Genomic DNA, 23,161 nt, shown 5'->3' with positions numbered 1-23,161 from the left:
AATGGATTGACTTTACCAATGAATTTGGAGAGTTAAACAAAAGTTGTTTTATGAAACACTTTTACAACTATAAAAATGGTGGAAAATCAAACAACAAAGGTTCAAATTCGAGCGGTAACAACTCCGGAAGAGACCAAAATGTTTTTGGATGTTCCGGAGCGAGTTTATGCGAACGACCCTCACTGGGTAGCGCCAATTCGCAGCAGTATTGCCAAGCAGTTCACTCCTAGTAATCCGTTCCTTCAGTATGGGAAACTACAACAGTTTATTGCTATCTCTGAGGGAGCAAACAGTTCTCAGGCAGTAGGACGCATTGTTGCCGCAGTCAATCATCGGTTGATTGAACGAGAAGGACAAAATGTTGGGTTGTTCGGTTTTTTTGAGTGCGTTCAAGATTTTGCGATCGCGCAATCCTTATTTGAGACTGCCTGCAACTGGTTGCGGGAGCAAGGCATGACGGTTGTTCGGGGTCCAATCGACCTCTCAACTCACAATAATTGTTTATTTTTAGTAGACGGATTTGACTCGCCACCAATGGTGATGATGCCCTATAATCCGTCCTACTATCCAGAGTTTATAGAGAAAGATGGCTGGCATAAAGCTAAGGATGCTTACGCCTATAATTTTTCTTTAGATAAACCCTTATCAGCAGAATTTGAGAAAGCTTATCGGATTGCTTGTAAATCAGGTGTTACCTTTCGTCCGTTAAGAACAAAAGGAGAAGGATTTGAGCAAGATTGCATCAGCCTTTATCATCTTTTTAACCGCGCTTTCGCTAATAACTGGAGTTCAACCCCGCGCAGCCAGGAAGAATTTTTAGAAGAAGCGAAAGAACTACAGACTTTAGTAGATCCGGATGTCTTTCCAATTGCCGAATATAGCGGGGAAATGATTGGGTTTTGGATGGGATTACCCGACTACAATATTCCTCTAAAACACGTCAATGGAAAGTTAAATTGGCTGGGAATTCTTAAGTTCCTTTGGTATCGCCGTCAAATTGATCGAGGACGAGTAATTGCCATTTGTTCGCTGCCGGAATATCGCCGAAAAATGGTGCCTCTCGCCTTGATTTATTTGGGAATGCAAGGGGGAATTCAAAAAGGTAAACCCTATAAGCAAGCGGAACTTTCCTGGGTCTATGAAGATAATTTTCCCTCCCGCAAGCTAATTGAAGCAGCGGGGGGCAAGATTTATAAAACTTACCGCATTTACGAAAAAGCATTATGAAGGCGCTAGTTACTGGAGCCAGCGGATTTACAGGTTCTCACTTAGTGCGGGCTTTAGAGCAGCAGGGCGACTTGGTGGTGGGGCTAGTCCGAAAATCGAGCAATCTAGCGCGTCTTTCTAATTGCAACGTGCAGTTGGTTTACGGAGATATCACCGACCGGAATGCCATGCGTTCGGCAATGACTGGGGTAGATATAGTTTTTCACACGGCTGCCTATGTAGAACTGGGCATCGTTGATGAGGCAGAAATGGAGCGGGTGAATGTGGAAGGAACCCGCTGCGTGTTAGAAACTGCTCAAGCCGCTGGCGTTTCTAAAGTCGTCTATTGCAGCACCATTGGCGTGTTTGGCGATACGGGGGGCAAACTTGTAAATGAAACTTTTAAGCGGACACAGACTAACTTTTCCTCTGCCTACGATCGCACCAAATACCAAGCGCAAGAATGGGTGGATCGATTTGCGGCGCAAGGGCTTCCGGTTGTGAGTCTTCTGCCTTCTGGGATTTTTGGGGCGGACGATCCCCATTTTGGCCCCGTGATGCAACAATTTCTCAAAGGACGGCTAAAGGTGTGGGCAGGAGGCGATCGCATTACCGGCATTGTCCATGTGGACGACTTAGCTGCGGCGATGATTCTAGCAGCAGCAAAAAGCAAACCTGGAGAACACTACATTATTTCTGCTGGTGAGCTGACTACCCGCGAAATGTTCGAGATTTTCAGTCAGGAAACCAATATTCCTGTCCCCGCCGAAGCTCCTAAGCCGGTCGTGAGATTTTTGGGAAATTTACTCGATCCAGTCGGACGCCTTTTCAAATGGCAGCCACCCCTCAGTCGGGAGCGCGTTCACTACATTTACGACCGCTGCGTCCGGGTAGATGCCACCAAAGCCTTTCAGGAACTAGGTTGGCATCCCCGCTCAGTATCAGAAACCTTGCGTGAGATTGTCCAAACCATGCAAGCAGCATCGTGAATGTTGCCCGATTTACACTATTCTTTCTTGAGAACTCCATCTTCCAGATAAGCGACTCGGTCGGCGACATCGACAATCCGAGGATCGTGCGTCACCATCAGCACCGTGCAGCCGCCTTCCTTCGCTAGCTGACGCAATAACTCAATTACGGTATGCCCACTATGGGAGTCTAAGGCAGCGGTTGGCTCATCTGCCATAATCAATTGGGGATTGCCTGCTAAAGCCCGCGCGATCGCTACCCGCTGTTTTTGTCCTCCAGACAAATCACCCGGCTTCTGGTTCGCTTTATCCCCCAATCCCACCTGTTCCAACAACACTCTTGCTTGCTGTCGGGCGACCCTATCCCGAATGCCTTTAACATTCAGCACGATTTCAATATTTTCAGATGCTGTTAGTGCTGGAAACAAGTTGAAACCCTGAAAAATAAAGCCAATATTGTGTAGTCGGAACCGTGCTAGCTTTGCCCTAGACATTCCTGTAATCTCGTCTCCGAGTAAGTACACCTTTCCAGCAGAGGGTGTCAGCAGTCCAGCTAAGATTGACAGCAGGGTGGTTTTTCCCGATCCAGACGGCCCCATCAAGAGTTGGATATCGCCCCTACAGATTTCTAAGTCAATCCCTTTAAGAACTTGATAAGACTGTTGCCCTGAAGGGAATGCCATCTCTACCCCTTTGGCAACAATCGCTCCCATTTGACGATTATTAAATTCTCTTGCGGTAGAATCATCCTGGATTCGGCTCTTTTTAAACACAGTAGAGTTAATTTGAGAAGCACTTATCCGTTTAAGTCTTTAGCCTAACTTTTGGTCAAACTTGCAAGTAATCGTAAATCTTTTCTTATGGTTTCACTAGCTCGGAAGCACTTGCTCGAAGACATTCCTCGTTTACTTGTGGCTCAGGCAGGGATTATGTTTGCCGTTAGCCTGGTAACAATTCAAACGGGTATCTTCAATGGCTTTAGTCGCTCCGCTGCTAAATTAATTGACAATTCTCAAGCCGATATTTGGGTGGCATCCAAGAGTATGGTGTACCTTGACTTGACGTTGCCCATCCCCCAGGCGCACGTCGTTCTGGCTCAAGAGGTGGCAGGCGTAGAGCGAGCCGAAGCACTCATTGCCAGGGGTTCCGTATGGCGTCACGCTTCAAATGAGATTGCTCCAGTCAGAGTCATCGGATTTGACCCAAATGGACAATTGTTTGTACCAACAAATATCACCCAAGGAAGCGTGAGCGCTCTAAAAGAACCTTACACCGTAATGGTGGATGTAACGAATCTGGATGCCTTAAAGGTACGAAAGATCGGTGATGTCGCTGAAGTAGGTACTTTACCAGCTCGGTTAGTTGGCTTCACCCAAAGAAATCGCTCAATTGCATCAAATGCTTATATGTTTACCTCATTGGAGAGTGCCAATGCTTACTTAAATTCCGGTCAGACTTCTAATTTGTCTTGCCGATTGCAATCAGGATCGAGGGGAATCCAATGTACTAACACTTATGAGAAGCTCGATCCCACTGCTACTTCTGTACCCAAACCGTTAGCCGCATCAGACCCCATCACTTATGTGTTGATTCAAGCCAAGCCGGGTCAGGATTTAGAGGCACTTAAGCAGAAGTTAGAAGCCACTTTACCAGATACCCGTGCGTACACTCACGCCGAAATGATTGAAATGACTCAGACTTACTGGCAAAAGCGAACTGGAATTGGGTTCCTTCTGGGTCTTGGTGCAGCGGTGGGTATCATTGTTGGGGCGATCGTTGTCGGTCAGATCCTCTACTCGTCAGTATCCGATCACATCAAGGAATTTGGCACTCTCAAAGCGATGGGCGCGTCCGATTGGGTTATCTACTGTGCAATCATCGAACAGGCGCTGTGGATGGCAATTCTAGGCTATATTCCCAGCATGGTTCTTTGCTTAGGAGTGGTAGCCTGGACATTTTCCAGTCAGGGAATCATCATTTTAATCACTCCGGCAACTGCGATCGCTGCCTTGGGAATCACGGTTGTCATGTGCGTCGGTTCTGCCATCTTTGCCATTCAAAAAGTCACTCGCGTTGATCCCGCGATCGTCTTCAAGGCGTAATTCCTAGAACCGTTAACCTGACAATACCAACTACGCCGTCTGTTGCCGTCCTCGCTTCGCAAGCTTAATTAACGATAAAAATACGAAAATTGCAGTTGCCCATCTAACTCTTTGATCCGCTGTTTTGCTTTATAAAATTCTTGGCAGTAATATTCTCTTTTTTTAGGGTCGATAGAGGTGTCGGGGTTTTTCCATAAATCCAAAAAGCGGCGGGCGATGTTTTCACACATTACCCGTTCCATACAAGCGGCAGCTGATTTAATCAATTCAGGAGAAAGAATATCTTGCTGTGTATTCTCGTCGAGATGAAACAGTGGAGATACCTGAGCCAAATCGTCAGGAAATTCAATCAACAAGTTTTGTAGGGAAGATATCAGTTCTGGCGCTTCTATTCTAGATGCCTCAGAATGCCTTTGTATATCTAAAATTTTTAGCCATAAAAATCGGTAGTGGGGAAGGCTAAAGAACAAATCTCGTTCTTCTAACACATCAATAACTGCCTGCCGATATTCGGGGCAATGGACGTAAAAGCGCAGGAGTAAAGCTTCTGATCGTTCTAAAAGACTGCGTTCCGAAGAACCCGGTACAGATGACTGTTGGAGTTTATTATTGCTACCAGTACGGCGCGGCTGGAAACGTTTATTCTGATTAGGCTTGGTTTGCTTGAGAAGATTGTTAATTAGCAGCGGCACCTGTAGGGAATTATCTTGATTGAGGAGTTCTTCCCAGTGACGAACAACTTTATTGAGAAGATTATCTGATAGCAACCCTACCCGCCGAGAATCCCCCTGACTCAGGATTTCCGCACAGTGATTGATGTAATAAGTAATTTGATCGTCGTTGGTGAGGTTGTTGAGTAACTTCACCAACTCTCCCGTAACTTGCTGAAATTGATCTGCTTGTTTGAGGCTTTTTCCGACTAAGATTTGCTGAATCTGCCAATCAAGCCACAGCGGGGCATTGAGCAGCAGTTCCCGATAGGTTTGAGTGCCGCCTTTGCGGATAAATTCATCAGCATCTTTCCCATCTGGAAGGTTGAGAATTCGGAGATTAACTTGTCCTTGGTAAGCGAGATTGGCAATTTCTCCAATCGCTCGTTGAGTTGCTTTTGTCCCCGCGGCGTCGGCGTCGAAGTTAAAGATAATCTGCTTGGATTCGGTGTACCGCAGCAACAAGCGCACCTGTTCTATGCTGAGGGCGGTGCCAAGAGAAGCGACGACGTTAGAAATGCCTGCTGCATGGAGAGCGATCGCATCAAAATATCCCTCTACCACGACGGCTTGATCCTGCTTGCCAATCGCGTCGCGAGCTTTATCCAACGCAAATAAAGTTTTGCCTTTATGAAATAACTCAGTTTCGGGGGAGTTGAGATACTTGGGTTGCTCATCCCCCAAGGTTCTGCCACCAAAGGCAATGACGCGCCCTTGGCTGTCGTGGATCGGAATCATCAAGCGATCGCGGAATCGATCTACATAACCGCTGCCCGTCTTCCGAGGAACAATCAACCCCGCTTGTTCTACCAACTGCACCGGGTGGTGTTTCTGTTCCACCAAGTAGCGATAGAGGGTTTCCCAACCCGCTGGTGCATAGCCTAGATGAAATTGTTGGATGGTTTCTTCCGAGAGTTGCCGCTTCGCGCGTAAATACTCTAAAGCCACCTCTCCTTGAGCTTGCCGGAGGGCGTGCTGATAAAAGCTTGCAGTCACTGCCAAAATCTCATGCAGCTGCTCTCGCAGCGTAATTTGGCGCTGCAATTCCTGTCGCTGTTCTGGTTCCAGCATCTGCACCGGAACTTGGTAGCGCCGCGCCAAATCCAGCACGACTTCGCCCAGAGAACGCTTAGAATGTTCCTTCAGGAAGGTAATTACATTTCCCCCAGCTTGACAGCCAAAGCAGTAATACATCTGCTTGCTGGAACTGACACTAAAACTAGGGCTTTTTTCCTCATGAAAAGGGCACAAACCCACAAAATCTTTGCCCTGCTTCCGCAATAGGACGTATTCCGAGATGACATCTACAATGTCAGCCCGTTGCTTTACTTCCTCAATCGTGTCTGGATGCAGTCGGGGAATTTGCACAGCTTAGTTTTTTGTATTGAGAGAACCAATTGTGATTGGTGTTTTTTTCTAAACAAAGACAAAGGGGTCTTCCTAGTAATGTTCTAAGCTGGTACTAAGATAACTCTTGGCACCCATTCATCTTGCTAAAACTGAATCGCTAATCATCATTGTATTGGGATTACACTCAGGGTTGCACGCTACCAAAATTCTCAATCAACCTAGCGATATAGAGGATAAACCGGGCAGTGCTTAACTTTTTTCCTAGACGCCAAAGCGCGATCGCCAAAGCTGCCGCTACATTGGAAGCTTATGGGGTTAAACCAGCAGTACGGCAGCATCTGACGGCATTTTTGCAGGAAAGCGACAGCCGAGAACTCTACCATGCTAACCCCCGTCGAATTGCCGAACGATTGCACTTAAGCGAACGGGAGGCGCTGCGAGTGTTAGTCACCGCGTTGAAAGAAGGCATCCTATCTCTCAACTGGGACATTCAATGTCCCATGTGTCGGGGCATCGACTTCAATCCGAAAAGTCTGTACGATCTGCGGACAAACCATACCTGCCCAAGGTGTCACACTGTCCACGCCACTGATGCTGATGAGCAGGTGCGGATTACGTTTAGTATTGATGAACGATTGCGCCGCTTGGGAAGGGAAGCAGACGATCCGAATTTCCGCGCTAAAGTCGATGCTCAATATGGGGTAGTTTCCGGACACCAGATGCTGACGCTGCAAACTTTCCGCGACTTTTTTCCCCGCGAGACGATTCCGCCTAATGAGAGTTTAACGATTCGGCGGGTAGCAATTTTATTTTCGGATCTGGCTGGTTCGACGGCACTCTACGCAAGGCGAGGAGATTCGCGGGCTTATCATCTGGTACGCCGACACTTCGATCTGCTGTTTCAGGTAGTAGATTCCCACAATGGTGTGGTTGTCAAGACGATTGGGGATGCGGTGATGGCAGCATTCACTGCGCCTGCTGATGCGACGAGAAGCGCGATCGCCATGCACCAGCAGATGGAAGCTTTGAATCAACAGTTGCAACTAACAGCAGAAGATCGGCTCATCCTCAAAATTGGCATTGATGTCGGCCCTTGTATTAGTGTCACCCTAAACGAGCGGCTTGACTACTTCGGCACGACGGTGAATACAGCAGCACGGGTGCAGGCGACAAGCCAAGGAAACGACATTGCTTGTACCGAAACTGTACTCATGGACGCTGACGCTGCCAGTGCTGTCAAGGATTGCCCCCGGCTGGGTAACGCGATGAGTCTTAAAGGATTGGATACACCGATTCTGGTTTATCGGATTGAGTTAATGAAGGCAATTTGCAGCAAAGCAAGTGATGTCTGAACTTTTCTCTCTCCGAACTCAAAGGAGTAGCGGGAGCAATTTTTACATTGACGATGTCAATGTATTTTTCTTATAAATTTAATTTTTCTGTTAACTCGCTTTCCGGAAATATTATTTTTTTTTTAGCCTTGCATTCTTCGATAGCCATCTTTAAAAAAAACGGCTAAGATTTATTAGAGCAAAAGCAAAACAACTGATTTTTAACAGTTCCTCACGCTCTGGACGCGAATTTTTTGGACGATGAACATAAAGATTGCGATGCTTACAAAGTTTTATACTTTTAGTTGCAAATTGTGATTATTTAACACTGATAGACCCAGTTGATGTAAGATGTGGAACTTGCTAAGAAAGTCTCTGGAAAATCAGCAGCTTTAAACTGAAGATAATCACGGCGTACCGACAACTGAGTAGAATTCCTCTGGGTTAACTTCCCTGAAGCCAACGGGTGAATCTAAGAAAACTTCCCTTCCTTTACTGAGTCTTCTAAACCTTGATAAATGCGTAATTATCCGGTGGGCAGATAGGTCACTCAGTATGTTATTCAGTTAAGTTTGAAGTAAAAAATTCATAACTCACGACGAAAACCATGAAAGCAGCTAATAGCCGTCAACCTTCCTCCGTTGCCTCCAAAATCCTCAAGTTGGTCGGAGTGATCCTAATTGTGTCCTCACTGGTTGACTATGCGGTTTTTCTAATTCCGCCAAATAGACCTAGTGGCGTGGACGATCCACAGTGGCGGCTGAACTTCCTACAGTGGCAACAGGGCGTTACAGGGCAGCTAATTGACAGAGGTGTGATTCCAATGGTAGGTCTGGCGCTGCTGTTCGCTGGATATTGGATTGACAATAACTCTGGAGTAGCTCGAAAAGGGTGGGAAGATATAGTAAGAATCGGAGCGTTGATACTCTCTGTTATTTTAGGTTTGAGCTTCCTGCTGCCAGTTCCCTTACTGAACATCAATAGCCTGCGTCTGCTGAACCAGGAAGCGCTCGCCCGAATTAACCAAAGAGCCACTCAAGTTGAAACTCAAATCGCCAGCCAGTCAGCCCAAGTTACCGCCTTGCTTGAAGATAGTAAGAAGCTTGCGGAACTAGATCAGGCGCTCAAGAGCGGTCAAGTTCAAGGGGAGCAACAGGCGAGATTGCAAGCACTCAAAGATCAACTACAAAAGTTAAAGCAAGACCCAAAAGCTTTGAACGCACAAGTCGATGCAGCTAAAACCCAAGTTCGAGGCGGCAAACTAGAAGCCCAAAAACAAGCTCAAGGCGAGTTATTGAAGACGAGTATCCGGAATGGTCTGAGCAGTTTACTCTTAGCGATTGGCTACCTTAGCATTGCGGCACTGGGGTTGACAGGTTCGGGAGGAAGCCGTCGGAAAGCTCAGGCGCGGTAAGAAATCGCGAGTTGTGAGGGGTTAGGGGTTCAGTTGCCGAAAAAACTGTAGGCTTTCCCCTCGGCGAAGTGGTGGCGAAGCTGCTGCCTGTTAAGTAGGCTAGGATGAAGGCTGCAATTTCCATCCTTCATCCGGCAAAGAAAGCATCCCCGAACAGACTTCTACTCTTTGAAGTCATAACGCCCCAAGGAACCCAACGCGATCGGGATTTCCCTTTTTGAAGTGCATCTCAAAGCAGGGATTGGTTATTTCCTCTCACGAACGGCATCGCATGTTTTCAATTTACATCCTGACCTATAACGAAGAAATTGATATTGCCGCTTGTATTGAGTCGGCAATGCTATCGGATGATGTGATTGTGGTGGATTCGTACAGTAGCGATCGCACCCTCGAAATCGCCAGTCGCTACGATGTGCGCGTTGTGAAGCATCGGTTTGAAAGTCACGGACGACAAAGAACCTGGATGCTTCAAGAAGTCCCCGCCAAACACGAATGGATTTATATCCTCGAAGCTGATGAGCGGATGACAAAAGAGCTGTTTCAGGAATGCCTGGAAGCAATTAAAACGACTGAATATGTCGGCTACTATGCAGCAGAGCGCGTCATGTTCATGGGCAGTTGGATTCGCCGCAGCACCCAATATCCCCGCTACCAGATGCGTCTGTTAAAACCGGGCAAAGTCTGGTTTAGCGACTACGGTCATACCGAACGGGAAGTTTGCGAAGGAGCTACCAGCTTCTTGAAAGAAACCTATCCCCACTACACCTGTAGTAAGGGATTGAGTCGCTGGATCGACAAGCACAACCGCTACTCTACAGACGAAGCCGTTGAAACCCTGCGCCAGTTAGACAAAGGAAGTGTCAACTGGCGAGAATTATTCTTGGGTCGTTCGGAAGTAGAAAAACGCCGCGCCCTCAAAGATTTGTCTTTAAGGCTGCCCTTCCGTCCGCTCGTGCGCTTCGTATATATGTATTTCTTTCTGGGTGGCTTTCTGGACGGGCGAGGAGGATTTGCCTGGTGTACTTTGCAGGCATTCTATGAATATCTCATCTTACTCAAGGTCTGGGAGCTTAAGCATCTTCCCCAGTCCCCGCTGGATGACCCAAGTCAGCCAATTCCTCCAGACGATACGAATGTGGATGCGACGACAGTCAGTTCCTCTCCTCGATAAAGGTAACGGACTTGTAAATGCTAAAGTGTAAAGTGTGATACTAGATCCCTGGGGAGTTGCAACAATTCTTCACAAGTCTTACAAATAAAGATAGAAAAGAAACAATTCCAGAATCAAACCTACGCTGTTGCGGCAGGTAAGTCATGCATGAAGGAGCAGCAATCTTTTAGAGAATGCCCGGTTCCAATTTTGCAGGCGTGTCTTCTGGGGTTGATTGACGAACTTTTTCAGCCAACACTCACCGAGTGAGATTGGTATCCCGATATAAAGAAAGCACCGCCAGTTGTAAGGAGATTGGGCAATCTGTGATCCAACGCTTCAAGCAGGACTTAAAGAATGACCTGATTGCAGGTCTCCTGGTTGTCATTCCTTTGGCTACCACAATCTGGCTGACAATTACAATTGCCAGCTGGGTGATCAACTTTTTGACCCGCATTCCAAAGCAGGTAAATCCCTTCGATGGCCTGCATCCCATCCTGGTGAATGTCCTAAATCTGCTGGTGGGACTGGCAGTTCCATTGCTGTGTATTATGCTGATTGGCTTAATGGCACGCAATATTGCCGGACGGTGGCTTCTAGATTTTGGGGAGCGACTGTTGCAAGCGATTCCATTAGCCGGATCGGTTTATAAAACGCTCAAACAGTTACTAGAAACGATTCTAAGGGATACAAACGGCAAGTTTCGCCGCGTCGTTTTGGTAGAGTATCCTCGTCGAGGAGTCTGGGCGATCGCTTTTGTTACAGGTGTGATGAGCAGCGAAATTCAATGTCAGATGACTCGTCCCATGCTCAGCGTTTTTATTCCAACCACGCCCAACCCAACCACTGGCTGGTATGCGGTTGTCCCGGAAGAAGAAGTGCTGAACCTCTCCATGTCGATTGAAGATGCCTTCAAGGTCGTGGTTTCGGGAGGAATTGTCAGTCCCAATCCCTTACCCTTAGTGCCGGTTCCAACTGGTAGCGATCGCCAACTAGAACCCCTGGTTTCTGAAGGAAGATGGCAGGTTTTACCTACAGAGGAAGATTAAAAAATCACGAGGGAATGAGTAATCGGTAATCGGTAATCGGTAATTGTTAGTAGTTATTAGTCCTTAGTCCTTGGTTCGTTACTACTGGCTAATGACCAATGACGAATGAGCTTTTGACCAACGACCGATTACCGATTACCCATTCCCGATTACCCATTAGAATTTGTCATGCAAAACCGCCAACCCCGCCGAATTGCCCGTGAATTAGCTCTCCTCAGCCTTAGCCAGCTTAGTGGGACTGTAGAACGACTGGCGACCCAGCAAATATCCAGCTTAGTCACTGCTGCCATCCGCGCCCTCAGCTCTGAAGTTCAAGAGACTTTAGAAGTTGCCGCAGCAGAAGTTCAACGCTCCAGCGAGCGCTTGCTCAGTAGCGAAACCCGCGCCTCGGATGTTCAGAGTGCAAAGGCGATGATCAACGAAGCCATTGAGCTAACTCAGGCAGCCATCAACCGTGTGGGAACTGCGCTAGAACTGCCAGAATTTATTCAACTGTCAAACCAGCAGGAAGTTCGCGCCTACGCCTTAGAAATTATTACCAAAGTCAACGCCAAGCGGGAAGAGATCGATCAACAGCTCGACGAAGCAATGGTGAATTGGCAGTTAAACCGCCTGCCTCGGATTGACCGAGATATCTTGCGGGTGGCAGTGGTAGAAATTATGTATATTGGCGTGCCAGACAGAGTTGCCGTCAATGAAGCGATAGAGTTAGCTAAACGGTACAGTGATGAAGAAGGGCATCGGTTTATTCAAGGCGTCCTGCGCCGAGTTACTGACCAGCTTAAGGCTCAATCGCCCACGACGTAGAAAAGTTCTCTATAGTTAGTAGCAGTAATAGCTCCTGAATTGCTGCTGAGTTTTGTAGGTGCAATGGTTTTTAATTGGTTCCGTCGTCAGTTTAGCGATAAAACAAGTGATTCCCAAGTTGAACGGGAAAAAACCGATGTAGAGACGCCAGATATTGCGTCTCTACAACCGGAAGCCGAAACCCAAACGTCAGAATCAACAACAGAGGCTCAGTCACAGCAGGTTGCTGAAGACCTGCTCAGCTACGCTAAGGCAGCCTACAAAAATATTCAGCAAAAACAGCAACAATCCCAGGTGGAAACGGCTCCAGCGGTAACTGAGTCACCCGCCACTTCGGCAGCGGAACCCAGCAAATTAGAGACTGTTGCAGAAACGACAGAAGTAGAAACGGCAGAAGTCAACGTGGAGGCTGAAACGGCTCAATCAGTTGAAGCACCCGCGACAACGACGGTTGAAGCTGAGGCACCGGAAACTTCTGAAACTCCGACACTGGCAGAAGCATCCCCGGTAGAAACAGCCCAAGAAACAGAAGCAGAACCGACTCAAACGCCTGAACCTGTAGTCGAGGCAGAAGCACCGACAACAGATGAGTTTGGGGAGCCAGAAGTCGCGACAGCGATCGCCCAAACCGGGATTGATTTAGAAGCCGCCCCCCCAGAATTAGAGGCAGAGGAACCAGAGGTCAAGACAGCGATCGCCGAAACCGGCGTCGATTTAGAAGCTGTACCCTCAGAGGCATCACCAGAGCCAGCAGCGACTGAATCCCAGACAGATGAGACTGCCACTACCCCGGTGCCTTTCTGGGCACGGGAAGACCGACAGGCGCGGCTAGAACGCCTCAAGGCAACAGCGATAGAGACGCAAGAACCAGAACCTGTCAGGGCACCCGTGCAGCCAGCCGCGGCAACCGTAGAGACTGGATCGATACCCGGGCTTACCTTCGATGAGGGCTTCATGTGGTCAGCGCAAGTGCTGGCAGCTCAAGGGCGTCGGGTGGAGGATGTTTCAATTGAAGAAATTACTTGGCTGAAGCGGCTGCGGCAAGGCTTGGATAAAACTCGTCGCAGCTTGATCAACCGACTGAAGGCAATTGTCGGTCAAGGGCCGTTGAATCAAGACGCGGTGATGGAGATTGAGGCGCTGCTGTTGCAGGCAGATGCTGGCGTTGAGGCGACAGACTCTATCATCAATACGCTCCAAAAGAGGCTGCGAGATGAGGTGTTACCGCCAGAACAAGCGATCGCCTACCTCAAGCAAATCTTGCGCGACTTACTCGACCAACCCATTCAGGAATCCTACAGCCCCACCTTTGTCCCGACAAAAGACACCCTGAATATCTGGCTGATGACTGGGGTGAATGGTGCAGGTAAAACAACTACGATTGGCAAAATTTCCCATTTAGCCCAAAAATCCGGCTATAACTGCTTAATTGGCGCTGCCGATACGTTCCGAGCTGCTGCTGTAGAACAGGTCAAGATTTGGGGACAGCGCAGTGGCGTTGAGGTGATCGCCAACCCAGGGCAGAATACCGATCCGGCTGCTGTTGTGTTTGACGCGATCGCGGCAGCCCAGGCACGGGGTACAGAATTACTCCTCATCGACACCGCAGGGCGTCTCCAGAACAAGAAAAATCTGATGGACGAACTGAGCAAAATCCGCCGTATTGTCGATAAAAAAGCTCCCGACGCCCAAGTAGAAGCCCTCTTGGTGCTTGATGCTACCCTCGGTCAAAATGGCTTACGTCAAGCACAAGTCTTCTCAGAAGCCGCAAAACTCAGCGGCGTCGTCTTGACAAAACTAGATGGAACGGCAAAGGGAGGCGTGGCTCTAGCCGTAGTGCAACAGCTTGGCTTGCCCATCCGCTTCATCGGTGCGGGGGAAGGGATAGAAGATTTACGTCCCTTTTCTAGCTACGAATTTGTAGAAGCCCTGCTGAGTGGCTGATAGTCTGCTAACCTAATTTTTTAGCTTGAAAAACCCGTTTTCTTCGAGAAAACGGGTTTTTGATTTGTCAGCAAATTTGTGTATGAAAACCGATAGCCCCGAATATCTAGATAAACAGGTTTTTACCGACAGCCTAAAGATTCGCGAGTTACCACTTTCGTCTTTGAATTAACACCTGTTGCTCTGGCACACAGTTTTTTTACTTGGACACCATCTAAAATCGCATTAGTAAAATCGGAACCTGTAATGTCCGCATCGTTAAAGCGCGATCGCAACATCATCGCGTCTTCAAACACTGCATCACTTAAATCTGCATTCGTGAAGTCAGCTAAATAGGCGATTCCATTGGTAAAGTCTGCTCCATGTAGATTCGCCTTGCTCAACACTGAACCATTAAACACCACACCCCGTAAGTCGGCATTGCTAAAGTTAATATTTTCCAGGTTGGCATTGGAAAACTCAATTGCTTGTAAGTTTTGACCGGAGAAATCCTTACCCGTAAGTTCCCCTTGACTAGCTGAACGGGAAATGGAAGAAGAGCTAGCGGCGAGTGCTGAAGGGGAAAAACAGATAAGCACGAGTGCCAAAACCAATGCTGTTAGTCGGAGAAAATGCTTCATACTAGATCGATTTTTTACGAGCCGCTTGAAAAACTATAACGATGTTTCGAGAACAGTCAAGTTCGCGACAATTAGATTAATCATGCCATGACTGGCTCAATGCTAGGTGATTGGATATTAGAGTTCCCGATCAGGCATTTTAAATTAGGATTTACTCAGCAAATGGCAGCGTTGCGGTTCAATTTCAAATTTTTGAACAAAAATTTCAGCTGAGGTGGACTCAACTTATGCCATTTTGGATGTTGGATTGACCGAAGCAATCTAGCAGGTATTTTTCGTGGTTAGAAATTATGCAAGTTCAAAGCCCAATGGTTTAAGGAGGTCGCGCCGCCGACAAAGGAAGGGGATTCATACCTGGTTCATTTCTTTGCTCTGTTTGGGGCTAGCGATCGCGTTCTCCATTTATTCTCCCCAGTTTAGAACCAACTCCCCGCCTTCTGTAGCTTCCACTGAATTGCGGGGCGTTTGGTTGACCAATGTTGCGAGTTCCGTGCTATTTATGCCCTGGGGAGTCAACCGGGCGATGCACCAGTTATCTCAACTACATTTCAATACCGTCTACCCTGTAGTCTGGAATCGGGGACACACTTTTTACCCCAGCACTGTGGCAAGACGGAAGACGGGTCGCCCTCAAGACCAAGGGTTAGAGCTTCTGGGGCTGGGGCGAGATGTCCTGGCTGAGATAATCAAGCAGGGAAATCGACAGCAAATTCGAGTGATTCCTTGGTTTGAGTATGGTTTTATGGCTCCTGCGAGTTCAGAACTGGCGAAGCGCCACCCAGACTGGATCTCACTTCGTCAGGACGGCACCAAGAATATCTTGCCGGAGATTTTGGAACAGGGCTTGCGCGACCCGGCAAAGCCAAATGTTCAGCCTTCTTCTCGAAAAATAGAACAATTTATCCGCAACCATTTTGCCAGGAAAGTCGTGTGGCTCAACCCCCTGCATCCAGAAGTGCAGCAGTTTATCCTAAATCTGATGGTTGAAGTCGTCACTGAGTATGATGTAGCTGGCATTCAGATGGACGATCACTTTGGTTTACCAGTTGAGTTTGGCTACGACCCTTTTACAGTCGAGCTTTATCAGCAAGAACACCAGGGTAAAAGCCCTCCCACCAACCCCAAAGATGCTGAGTGGATGAGCTGGAGAGCAAACAAGATTACTGATTTTATGCAGCGCCTCTTTCAGTCTATTAAGTCTGTCAAACCTGGCTGCTTGGTGTCTTTGTCTCCTAACCCCTACTCTTTTGCTTACAGATTCTATCTTCAAGATTGGCAGACTTGGGTACAACGGGGTTTGGTGGAGGAGTTGGTACTGCAAGTGTATCGAGATGACCTAAAAAGTTTTTTGGCTGAATTGTCGCAACCCTCTGTGCAGATCGCGCGTCGTCAGATTCCAGTGGGTGTCGGGATCTTATCAGGCTTAGTGAGTCGTCCGGTTGACATGAAGCAGATTCAGCAGCAAGTTCAGGCGGTGCGCGATCGCGGTTTTAGTGGGGTATCCTTCTTCTACTGGGAAAGCTTGTGGGGTTATATGTCTCCAGAGCCACCAAAGCGACGCCGAGAGGCATTCCGGGCACTTTTTCCTGCCAGCGCTACACGACCCCAGGTTTTGCCATCCGGTAATCGGTGATGAACAATTAGCAATTAGCCATCCGCAATTAGCAATGACCAATGACCAATCGCCGATTACCAATTACTACATTTTTTGGTTCCAGTGGGTATCTGTCACCCTCGTAGGATTTTTAGTCAGTTTGTTGTGGATTGAGGTGGGTGAAAGACCCGATATTGGCGTTGTAGAGGGTGCAATCGGCGGGGTTGCGGTTGGTTTGGCACAAGCGTTAGTTCTCAGACAACGAGTTGAGGTGGGCAAAGGGATGCCAAATGCGATCGCGGGTTGGTGGGTACTCACCAGCGTATTGAGTTGGGGGTTCATTGGCGGCAGTGGTATCGGAGCCATCGGCTGGGTGGCACCCAGAACGTTACTATTTGAAGCCAGGATGATCTTTGGAATCCTTAATGGAGCACTGGCAGGCGCTTTGCTGGGGCTGCTGCAAGGGCTTGTCCTGTTTGAGCAGGTGCAAAAGGCCTGGATATGGATCTTGGTCAGTTCTGTCAGCTGGGCAATGGGGCTAGGGATGGGTTGGGCTGTTGGCGGACTGTTGCGCGAAGCGACGCGCTTATTCGTTAGTGAGGTAGTCGGTTTAACCGTGGCATGGGTTGTCGTTGCTGCGATTACAGGCGTTGCCCTGATTGGGTTGCTACGCTTTAAACCTGGCTAAGTAGAACTTTTGTGGAGAGAGCGATCGCCCGGTAGCAAAACAGCGAAGGGAAAGGAAGCGATCGCCCAGTAGAACAAACAATATTAACCAACCGCTAACAGAGAATTTCTTGAATTTGAACTGTACTAATTTCACTTGACATATTCAATTCCTACCTTATCTTACAGACCAATCTTCTAGAGCCATTTTCACTACTCCTTCTACAGAAGTAAAATCAGAGTGTTTAATTGGGCTTAACTTCTGCCGAGACTTCATATACTTCCGGTAGTTGATATAGTAGTCCTCAAAACTGTAAAATGCCTCATCTATCTCTGGGATTTTTAGCGGATACTTTAACGTAAACCAATTGCCTTATGCAATGTGTAATTTAGATCCCTTAGTTCAGTCACCTTCACAAAATCATTAGTTTCTACATATATACTATCTACTTGTTTTGTTCGTTTATATGTTCTTGGGTTCATTTCAACAGTTGGTAGGTAAACCTGTAGAGATAGCTTTCCAGTAGGAAAATTTAGCCCGTAATTATAACTAAAAGCAGCACAAATTTTGTCTTTTGGCACTTGTCCTTGTTTATTGTATTTAGCAAATACAATTTCTTTGGAGACATTATCTTGCGAATACCTTGTGTAGCTGTCAAATCGTATATCTGAACTGTAAGATTGTATAGTTTGAATGATTCTCAATACATTTTCTCGGATTTGAGGTCTTTCCAACAAGTATGCCTGCATAAATGACGGCATAGCATCAAAGAGAGAATCCTCAAAGACCTCAATCTTCACTTGAGAAAATACAGTGCTAGCAATATTTTTAAATATTAAATAGTATTCGCCGTTTAAAGTTTTTTTGACTTGATAAGTCAAAAGCAAACAACCTGGTATCTTATTTTCAGCGTAGGTTCTAGTAGAATCTGAAAAGAAAGACGCTACAGCGATTAGAAGAAAATCTTTATCGAAATCTACCTTAGAGAATTCAGGAGTTTGCGGACAATTGTTAATTAAGTTATCCTTGTATCGTATAAGTTGGTCTATACTGCCTTTATCACCTCCTTTTTTAATCTCCAAAATTGCAAGTCTCCCGAAAGAATCCACCCCTAAAATATCCGCTCTATTTTGTTTGTTGATAATGTGTTGTTTCTTGAGTTTAGTTAAATTAAGCAAGGAACTGAGATGCAACCAAATGAATTCTTCAAGCAATGCTTCAGATTTGAATAAAAACTTGCCCTTAGATTGTCTTAACATACTTAGTGCAATGTCTCATTTTGCTATCGCAAATCAACGCTAGTTCTTGGTGAAGGTGGCATGACCTTCACCGTTTATACACTGTTATAAGAAAACCTAAAGGTTGACACTCTCTATGAGTCTAAAAATTTTGGAGTTAGTCCCGTCCCAGAAACTCTCGCACTACCTTCAGGTAAGCTTCCGGTGCCTCTAGCATCGGGAAGTGAGCGGTATCGGGAATCTCAACATACTCGACTTTGTCACTCAATGCTGCTGCTTGACGCCCCATTGCTGCGGGGATAATAATGTCGTATTCGCCAGCAACTAAAAGTGTTGGAACAGTAAGCTTGGCGAACTCATTCGGCATCACTTCAGAGGCTTTTTCGCTAACTGAGGTAATCATGGTGCCTACAGCAGCTTGGTAATCTGCCATGAGAAAATCGTCTAAGAAAGCACGACTGATAGCACTAGGTAGAGGGCGATGCAAGAATCGCGCCATAAACATTCGGTCAACAAACGGAAGTTGATACAGCCAACGGGGACGGAATTTAACGACGTAACCGCCAAATTTATGAAAGGCTTTAAATGATTTTTCGTCGTATTCAAAAACGCCGCTACAGGTTAAGATTGCCTTGAATACTCGTTCTGGGTAGCTGTTTAGAAAAAAGACGCCGACAGATGCGCCCATAGAATGAGCATTGATGTATACGCGATCCAGTTCTAAGGCATCTAATAAGCCTGCTAGGTCATCTGCGTATTCTTCCATTTCGTAAGTAAACTCTTCCGCTGTCGCCGGTTCGTCTGCTAGTGGAGACGAGATTTCTTCTGCTAAGACGCGACCGTTCCCCACAGGAGAAGGTTTACGCGATCGCCCGAATCCTCGCATATCGTACAGCAAACAGTCAAACGTATCTGAAAGGGCTTTTGCGGGGCTTTCCCAGTATCGAGAAGATCCCCCCCATCCGTGCACGAAGACCATCACCGGCTTATTTTTACCTTCCTCGCTGGGTGTCTTAATCCACTCGTAATAATGGGCGATGCCACGAACTTGAATATGAGCCATGTTGAAATTTTTGAGTTTTGAGTGATGCTTATTATGTAAAAAACCCGTCTTCGAGAAAGAAAACGGGTTTCTATATTATTTTCAGCTTTTTTGTGCCTAGGGCGAATACAAGCTTTAGGCAGATTCGGGCTTTGGCATCGAGGAGGGATGTACGATGAGTTCGGCAGTCGATCGCTTCTCGACCATTTCCCGCGTAATCATGCAGCGAGTCACATCCTTGCGGGACGGCAACTCGTACATCACATCCAACATCAGTTCTTCAACAATGCCGCGCAGCGCCCGTGCGCCTGTTTTCCGCCGATACGCTTCTTGCGCGATCGCTCGCAGCGCATCCGGCTTGAACTCCAGTTGCACGTTATCCATCTTCAGCAGCTTCTGATACTGCTTCGCCAAAGCATTCCGAGGCTCTGTCAGAATTGCCATTAGCGCCTCTTCATCCAGCGGATCGACGACCGCCACCACAGGCACCCGACCGATAAACTCTGGGATCATCCCAAACTTCACCAAGTCGTCCGGCTCCAGGTTCCGCACAATATCTGCTGTCCGCTTTTCTCGCGGTTGCCCTTCGCCACCTTGGACAAAGCCTATTGACTTTTTCCCAGTTCTCTGCTCTACTACTTTTTCCAGACCGACAAAAGCACCACCACAAATAAACATGATGTTGCTGGTGTCAATCTGGATGCAGTCCTGGTAGGGATGCTTGCGTCCACCCTGCGGCGGCACATTCGCAATCGTCCCTTCCAACATCTTCAGCAAAGCTTGCTGAACGCCCTCACCGGAAACATCCCGCGTAATTGAGGGGTTCTCGCTCTTTCGGGCAATCTTATCAATTTCATCTATGTAAATAATCCCCCGCTGGGCTTCCTCAACGTCGAGGTCTGCCACCTGTAGCAGTCGCAGTAGGATATTTTCTACATCTTCCCCCACATACCCCGCTTCTGTAAGCGTGGTAGCATCTGCTACTGCAAAGGGCACATCCAGAATACTCGCCAGCGTTTGCGCCAGCAGAGTTTTCCCGCATCCCGTCGGGCCAATCAGAAGAATGTTAGATTTTTGCAGCTCTACTTGATCTTCCTGCCCACCTTTGCCACTGCCTTTAGACTGGATAAAACTCAGGCGCTTGTAGTGGTTGTAGACCGCTACAGAAAGCACTTTTTTGGCTTCATCCTGACCAATGACGTGTTCATCGAGATACTTTTTCAGTTCTCTCGGTTTGGGAATTTGACTTAAAGAAATATTCCCCGACCGGGTTCGACGCTTCTGGGGAGGTTCGGCGCGAGGTACTGGTTGGGGTGCGGGTGCCCCTGAGTCCAGCAACTCCTCATCTAAAATTTCATTACATAGGTCAACGCATTCATCACAGATGTAGACTCCCGGCCCTGCAATTAACTTGCGTACCTGTTCTTGAGACTTGCCGCAAAATGAGCATTTTAGATGGGAGTCGTACTTAGACATACTTGCCTCTTACCTGAGTGAAGTAACAGTTGCTTCCGAGTGGGGAAGGTTCTGTCTGGAGATGACCTGATCGATCAAACCGTAATCTTTTGCTTCAGCAGATGACATGAAGAAGTCGCGTTCGGTATCTGCCGAAATTTTATCAAACGGCTGACCAGTATTTTGAGCTAGTAGCTCGTTCAGCTTTTGCTTATGATAGAGAATTTCTCTTGCTTGAATTTCTATATCAACCGCTTGTCCCTGAGCGCCTCCCAGGGGCTGGTGAATCATAATCCTGGAACTAGGCAAAGCCATACGCTTACCCTGCGCTCCACCTGCTAGCAAAAACGCACCCATACTGGCTGCTAAACCATAGCATATGGTAGCAACATCAGGGCGTATTTGTTGCATCGTGTCATAGATCGCCATCCCAGCGGTCACTGACCCTCCGGGGGAGTTGATGTATAGCTGAATATCTTTTTCTGGGTCTTCGGCGTCTAAAAAGAGCATCTGAGCCACAATCGAGTCAGCCACATTATCATCAACCGGCGTCCCCAAGAAAACGATGCGCTCTCGCAATAGCCGCGAGTAGATATCAAACGCCCGTTCCCCCATTCCGGACTGTTCCACCACCATAGGGACGACGTTGCTGGGGAGTTGCGAGTAAATATTACTCTTCCTCAGGTTTGTGATTTCGTAATTCCGGGACAGAGATAAATCCATAACGAGCGAAACTTATATTTAAACGCTGCACTATCAGGTGAACTGGCGAGTGGCTTGTCACCACATACTTCCGTTATATCCGAATCCGCTGTATTTGACCATTCAGGACTGCGTGTGCAGATGTTGGGGCAATTTTTAAATTGCCCCGACACAAGGTTTATTCAACCTCAGACACCTCAGCTTCTAGTACGGATTCAGTAGCGGTTGCTTCTACTTCCGAATCTTCCACTTGTGCCGCTTCTATTGCTTCTGGAGTGTTTGTTTCAGCCTGTTCCTCCGTCTCCTCAGGTGCGAGAGAGCCTTGGGGAACCAGTTCAATCGTGGCGTGTTCTTCCAGCCACTTAATCGCTTTTTCTTTGAGAAGATCGCCTTCGACAATGGTACGCAACCGTTCTAGGTCAATCTCTTGATCGGGGAACTGCTGGAGTAGCTCATTGACTCTGTCTGTCACCTCTTGCGGCTCGGTTTTGAGGGATTCGCGCTGAGCAATCTCCTCAAGTGCCAGAGTTTGTTTGATCCGCTCGATGGCTTCCGGACGCGATCGCACGCCCATTTGTTTTACCATGTCGGGAGTAAACACTTTCTTGACATCCATCCCCATCTGCCCCATCTGGATGATGGTTTGACGAAGCATGGTTTCAACTTCCCGCTGAATCAGGGTTTCCGGCAGGTCAATTTCAACTCTTTTCAAAAGTTCCTTGACAAGCGCTTGCTCTTTATTGGCTGACATTTCTTGATCGGCCTTCTCTCGGAATTTCTTCTCTAAGTCAGCTTGCAATTCAGCCAGGGTTTCAAACTCGCTGACTTCTTGGGCAAAGTCATCATCCACCGCCGGTAACTCTTTTTCCTTGAGGTCTTTGAGCGTGATGGTAAACATCGCTGTGCGACCGGCTAAATCTTGGCGATAATCTTCCGGAAACTTTACTTCTACTTCTTTGCTGTCTCCGGGATTCATTCCCACAATCCCATCGATAAATTCCCTCAAGAACCGCCCTTCTAACAGCTCTATTTGAGCGTCTTCTGCCTGACCCCCACTAATTTCTTCCTGTGCTTCATCTTCTTGTTCGCTGACAAAGCGGCTGGTATAATCGACTACCGCCACATCTCCCATCTGTGCCGGACGACCTGCCACTGGAATTAACGTAGCTTGCTCGACGCGACGCTCTTCTAAAAACTTCTCTATCGCACTGGAGTCATAGGGGACTTCTTCGGCTGTGATAGAGAGGTTGTTGTAATCGCTTAGCTGCACCTGCGGTTGGACATCTACCGCAGCTAAGAAAGTGATAGGTTCTCCAGGTTTAAACTGGCTGACTAATTCCTCGAAGTCAGAACGCAGCTCATAGTTACCAAGCGCCTCAATTGCTTCTTGCTTGAGAGCCTGCTGGAGACCATCTTGAATCAGTTCTTCCAAAGCAGTTGCTTTAATTCGGGTCGTTCCCAGTTGCTGTAGCAGGATCTGGCGAGGCACCTTTCCTTTGCGAAACCCAGGAATATTGGCTGAGCGTGCGAGCTTTTGAATCACCTGCTCGTAGGCATTTTTTGACATATCGGCTGGAATTTCAATTTCCAAGCCAATCTTGCTGGCGGGAAGCTTTTCCTGGGTAACTTTCATCAGTTAACTTCTCTCAAAACTCAGAGCGACAAGGTTGATAACAATTCGAGAGGGCGGGTATTGCAGACGTTTTCGGATGGTCGGTTCAAGCCAAATGGATACAATTTCTGTCTCAACCCCGTGATATCCTAGTTTTGCAACAGTTGGAGCTTTGGTAAATAAAACCTTACCTATCCCTC

Annotated in this window: 19 protein-coding genes; 11 read left to right on the top strand and 8 right to left on the bottom strand. The window is 47.4% G+C overall.

Annotated features, from left to right (window positions below):
• The first annotated feature begins 75 nt into the window (after positions 1–75).
• A complete protein-coding gene (locus NC994_RS13455; RefSeq protein ID WP_190434123.1) occupies positions 76–1,227 on the top strand; it encodes a hypothetical protein in 1,152 nt (383 codons plus the stop codon).
• A complete protein-coding gene (locus NC994_RS13450; protein WP_190434121.1) occupies positions 1,224–2,195 on the top strand; it encodes an NAD-dependent epimerase/dehydratase family protein in 972 nt (323 codons plus the stop codon). The genes NC994_RS13455 and NC994_RS13450 overlap by 4 nt, the downstream gene beginning before the upstream one ends.
• A 17-nt stretch (positions 2,196–2,212) precedes the next feature.
• Here the strand turns inward: NC994_RS13450 and NC994_RS13445 are convergent, their stop codons facing one another.
• Entirely contained in the window at positions 2,213–2,887 is a 675-nt protein-coding gene (locus tag NC994_RS13445; RefSeq protein WP_190434198.1) for an ABC transporter ATP-binding protein, read from the bottom strand.
• A 147-nt stretch (positions 2,888–3,034) separates the two neighbouring features.
• Here NC994_RS13445 and NC994_RS13440 point away from each other — a divergent pair, with 147 nt between their 5' ends.
• A complete protein-coding gene (locus tag NC994_RS13440) occupies positions 3,035–4,276 on the top strand; it encodes an FtsX-like permease family protein (RefSeq protein WP_190434119.1) in 1,242 nt (413 codons plus the stop codon).
• A 68-nt stretch (positions 4,277–4,344) separates the two neighbouring features.
• Here the strand turns inward: NC994_RS13440 and dnaG are convergent, their stop codons facing one another.
• Complete coding sequence (dnaG, locus tag NC994_RS13435; RefSeq protein WP_190434117.1) at positions 4,345–6,354, bottom strand: DNA primase; 2,010 nt, start codon at positions 6,352–6,354, stop codon at positions 4,345–4,347.
• Between the two features lie 227 nt (positions 6,355–6,581).
• Between dnaG and NC994_RS13430 the strand changes: the two genes are divergently transcribed.
• The 6 genes from NC994_RS13430 to ftsY all read left to right on the top strand — a co-directional run bounded on the left by NC994_RS13430 (position 6,582) and on the right by ftsY (position 14,031).
• Positions 6,582–7,688, top strand: coding sequence for an adenylate/guanylate cyclase domain-containing protein (locus NC994_RS13430; RefSeq protein ID WP_190434116.1), 1,107 nt, complete (start codon positions 6,582–6,584; stop codon positions 7,686–7,688).
• A gap of 586 nt (positions 7,689–8,274) precedes the next feature.
• Positions 8,275–9,081 (top strand): HpsJ family protein, encoded by an 807-nt coding sequence (locus tag NC994_RS13425; RefSeq protein WP_206753522.1) that lies wholly within the window; start codon positions 8,275–8,277, stop codon positions 9,079–9,081.
• A 271-nt stretch (positions 9,082–9,352) separates the two neighbouring features.
• Positions 9,353–10,252, top strand: a complete 900-nt coding sequence (locus NC994_RS13420; protein ID WP_190434114.1) for a glycosyltransferase family 2 protein — start codon at positions 9,353–9,355, stop codon at positions 10,250–10,252.
• A 305-nt stretch (positions 10,253–10,557) separates the two neighbouring features.
• Positions 10,558–11,280, top strand: coding sequence for a DUF502 domain-containing protein (locus NC994_RS13415; protein WP_190414695.1), 723 nt, complete (start codon positions 10,558–10,560; stop codon positions 11,278–11,280).
• Between the two features lie 168 nt (positions 11,281–11,448).
• Positions 11,449–12,087: a transcription antitermination factor NusB gene (gene nusB / locus NC994_RS13410; protein WP_190434112.1), complete on the top strand. Its 639-nt coding sequence runs from the start codon at positions 11,449–11,451 to the stop codon at positions 12,085–12,087.
• Positions 12,088–12,150: 63 nt separating this feature from the next.
• Complete coding sequence (gene ftsY, locus NC994_RS13405) at positions 12,151–14,031, top strand: signal recognition particle-docking protein FtsY (RefSeq protein WP_190434110.1); 1,881 nt, start codon at positions 12,151–12,153, stop codon at positions 14,029–14,031.
• 122 nt (positions 14,032–14,153) lie between these two features.
• Here the strand turns inward: ftsY and NC994_RS13400 are convergent, their stop codons facing one another.
• A complete protein-coding gene (locus NC994_RS13400) occupies positions 14,154–14,651 on the bottom strand; it encodes a pentapeptide repeat-containing protein (protein WP_190434108.1) in 498 nt (165 codons plus the stop codon).
• A 277-nt stretch (positions 14,652–14,928) separates the two neighbouring features.
• Between NC994_RS13400 and NC994_RS13395 the strand changes: the two genes are divergently transcribed.
• Both NC994_RS13395 and NC994_RS13390 read left to right on the top strand, forming a co-directional pair.
• Positions 14,929–16,284 (top strand): glycoside hydrolase family 10 protein, encoded by a 1,356-nt coding sequence (locus NC994_RS13395; RefSeq protein WP_347276566.1) that lies wholly within the window; start codon positions 14,929–14,931, stop codon positions 16,282–16,284.
• A gap of 34 nt (positions 16,285–16,318) precedes the next feature.
• On the top strand, positions 16,319–16,933 hold the full coding sequence (locus tag NC994_RS13390) for a hypothetical protein (protein ID WP_190434106.1): 615 nt from the start codon (positions 16,319–16,321) through the stop codon (positions 16,931–16,933).
• Between the two features lie 332 nt (positions 16,934–17,265).
• Here the strand turns inward: NC994_RS13390 and NC994_RS13385 are convergent, their stop codons facing one another.
• The 5 genes from NC994_RS13385 to tig form a co-directional block, all read right to left on the bottom strand.
• Positions 17,266–18,171, bottom strand: a complete 906-nt coding sequence (locus tag NC994_RS13385; RefSeq protein ID WP_190434104.1) for a hypothetical protein — start codon at positions 18,169–18,171, stop codon at positions 17,266–17,268.
• Positions 18,172–18,307: 136 nt separating this feature from the next.
• Entirely contained in the window at positions 18,308–19,213 is a 906-nt protein-coding gene (locus NC994_RS13380) for an alpha/beta hydrolase (RefSeq protein WP_190434102.1), read from the bottom strand.
• 114 nt (positions 19,214–19,327) lie between these two features.
• A complete protein-coding gene (gene clpX / locus NC994_RS13375) occupies positions 19,328–20,668 on the bottom strand; it encodes an ATP-dependent protease ATP-binding subunit ClpX (RefSeq protein ID WP_190414672.1) in 1,341 nt (446 codons plus the stop codon).
• Between the two features lie 9 nt (positions 20,669–20,677).
• Positions 20,678–21,370 (bottom strand): ATP-dependent Clp endopeptidase proteolytic subunit ClpP, encoded by a 693-nt coding sequence (gene clpP, locus NC994_RS13370; RefSeq protein WP_190414673.1) that lies wholly within the window; start codon positions 21,368–21,370, stop codon positions 20,678–20,680.
• A 157-nt stretch (positions 21,371–21,527) separates the two neighbouring features.
• Positions 21,528–22,982: a trigger factor gene (tig, locus tag NC994_RS13365; protein ID WP_190434100.1), complete on the bottom strand. Its 1,455-nt coding sequence runs from the start codon at positions 22,980–22,982 to the stop codon at positions 21,528–21,530.
• Between the last annotated feature and the right edge of the window lie 179 nt (positions 22,983–23,161).

The sequence above is a fragment of the Trichocoleus sp. AS-A1 genome, assembly GCF_039962015.1.
In the GTDB taxonomy this organism is placed as follows: domain Bacteria; phylum Cyanobacteriota; class Cyanobacteriia; order Cyanobacteriales; family FACHB-T130; genus FACHB-T130.
Note: the sequence above shows the minus strand (reverse complement) of the source record. Positions and strands in the feature narration are given on the sequence as shown.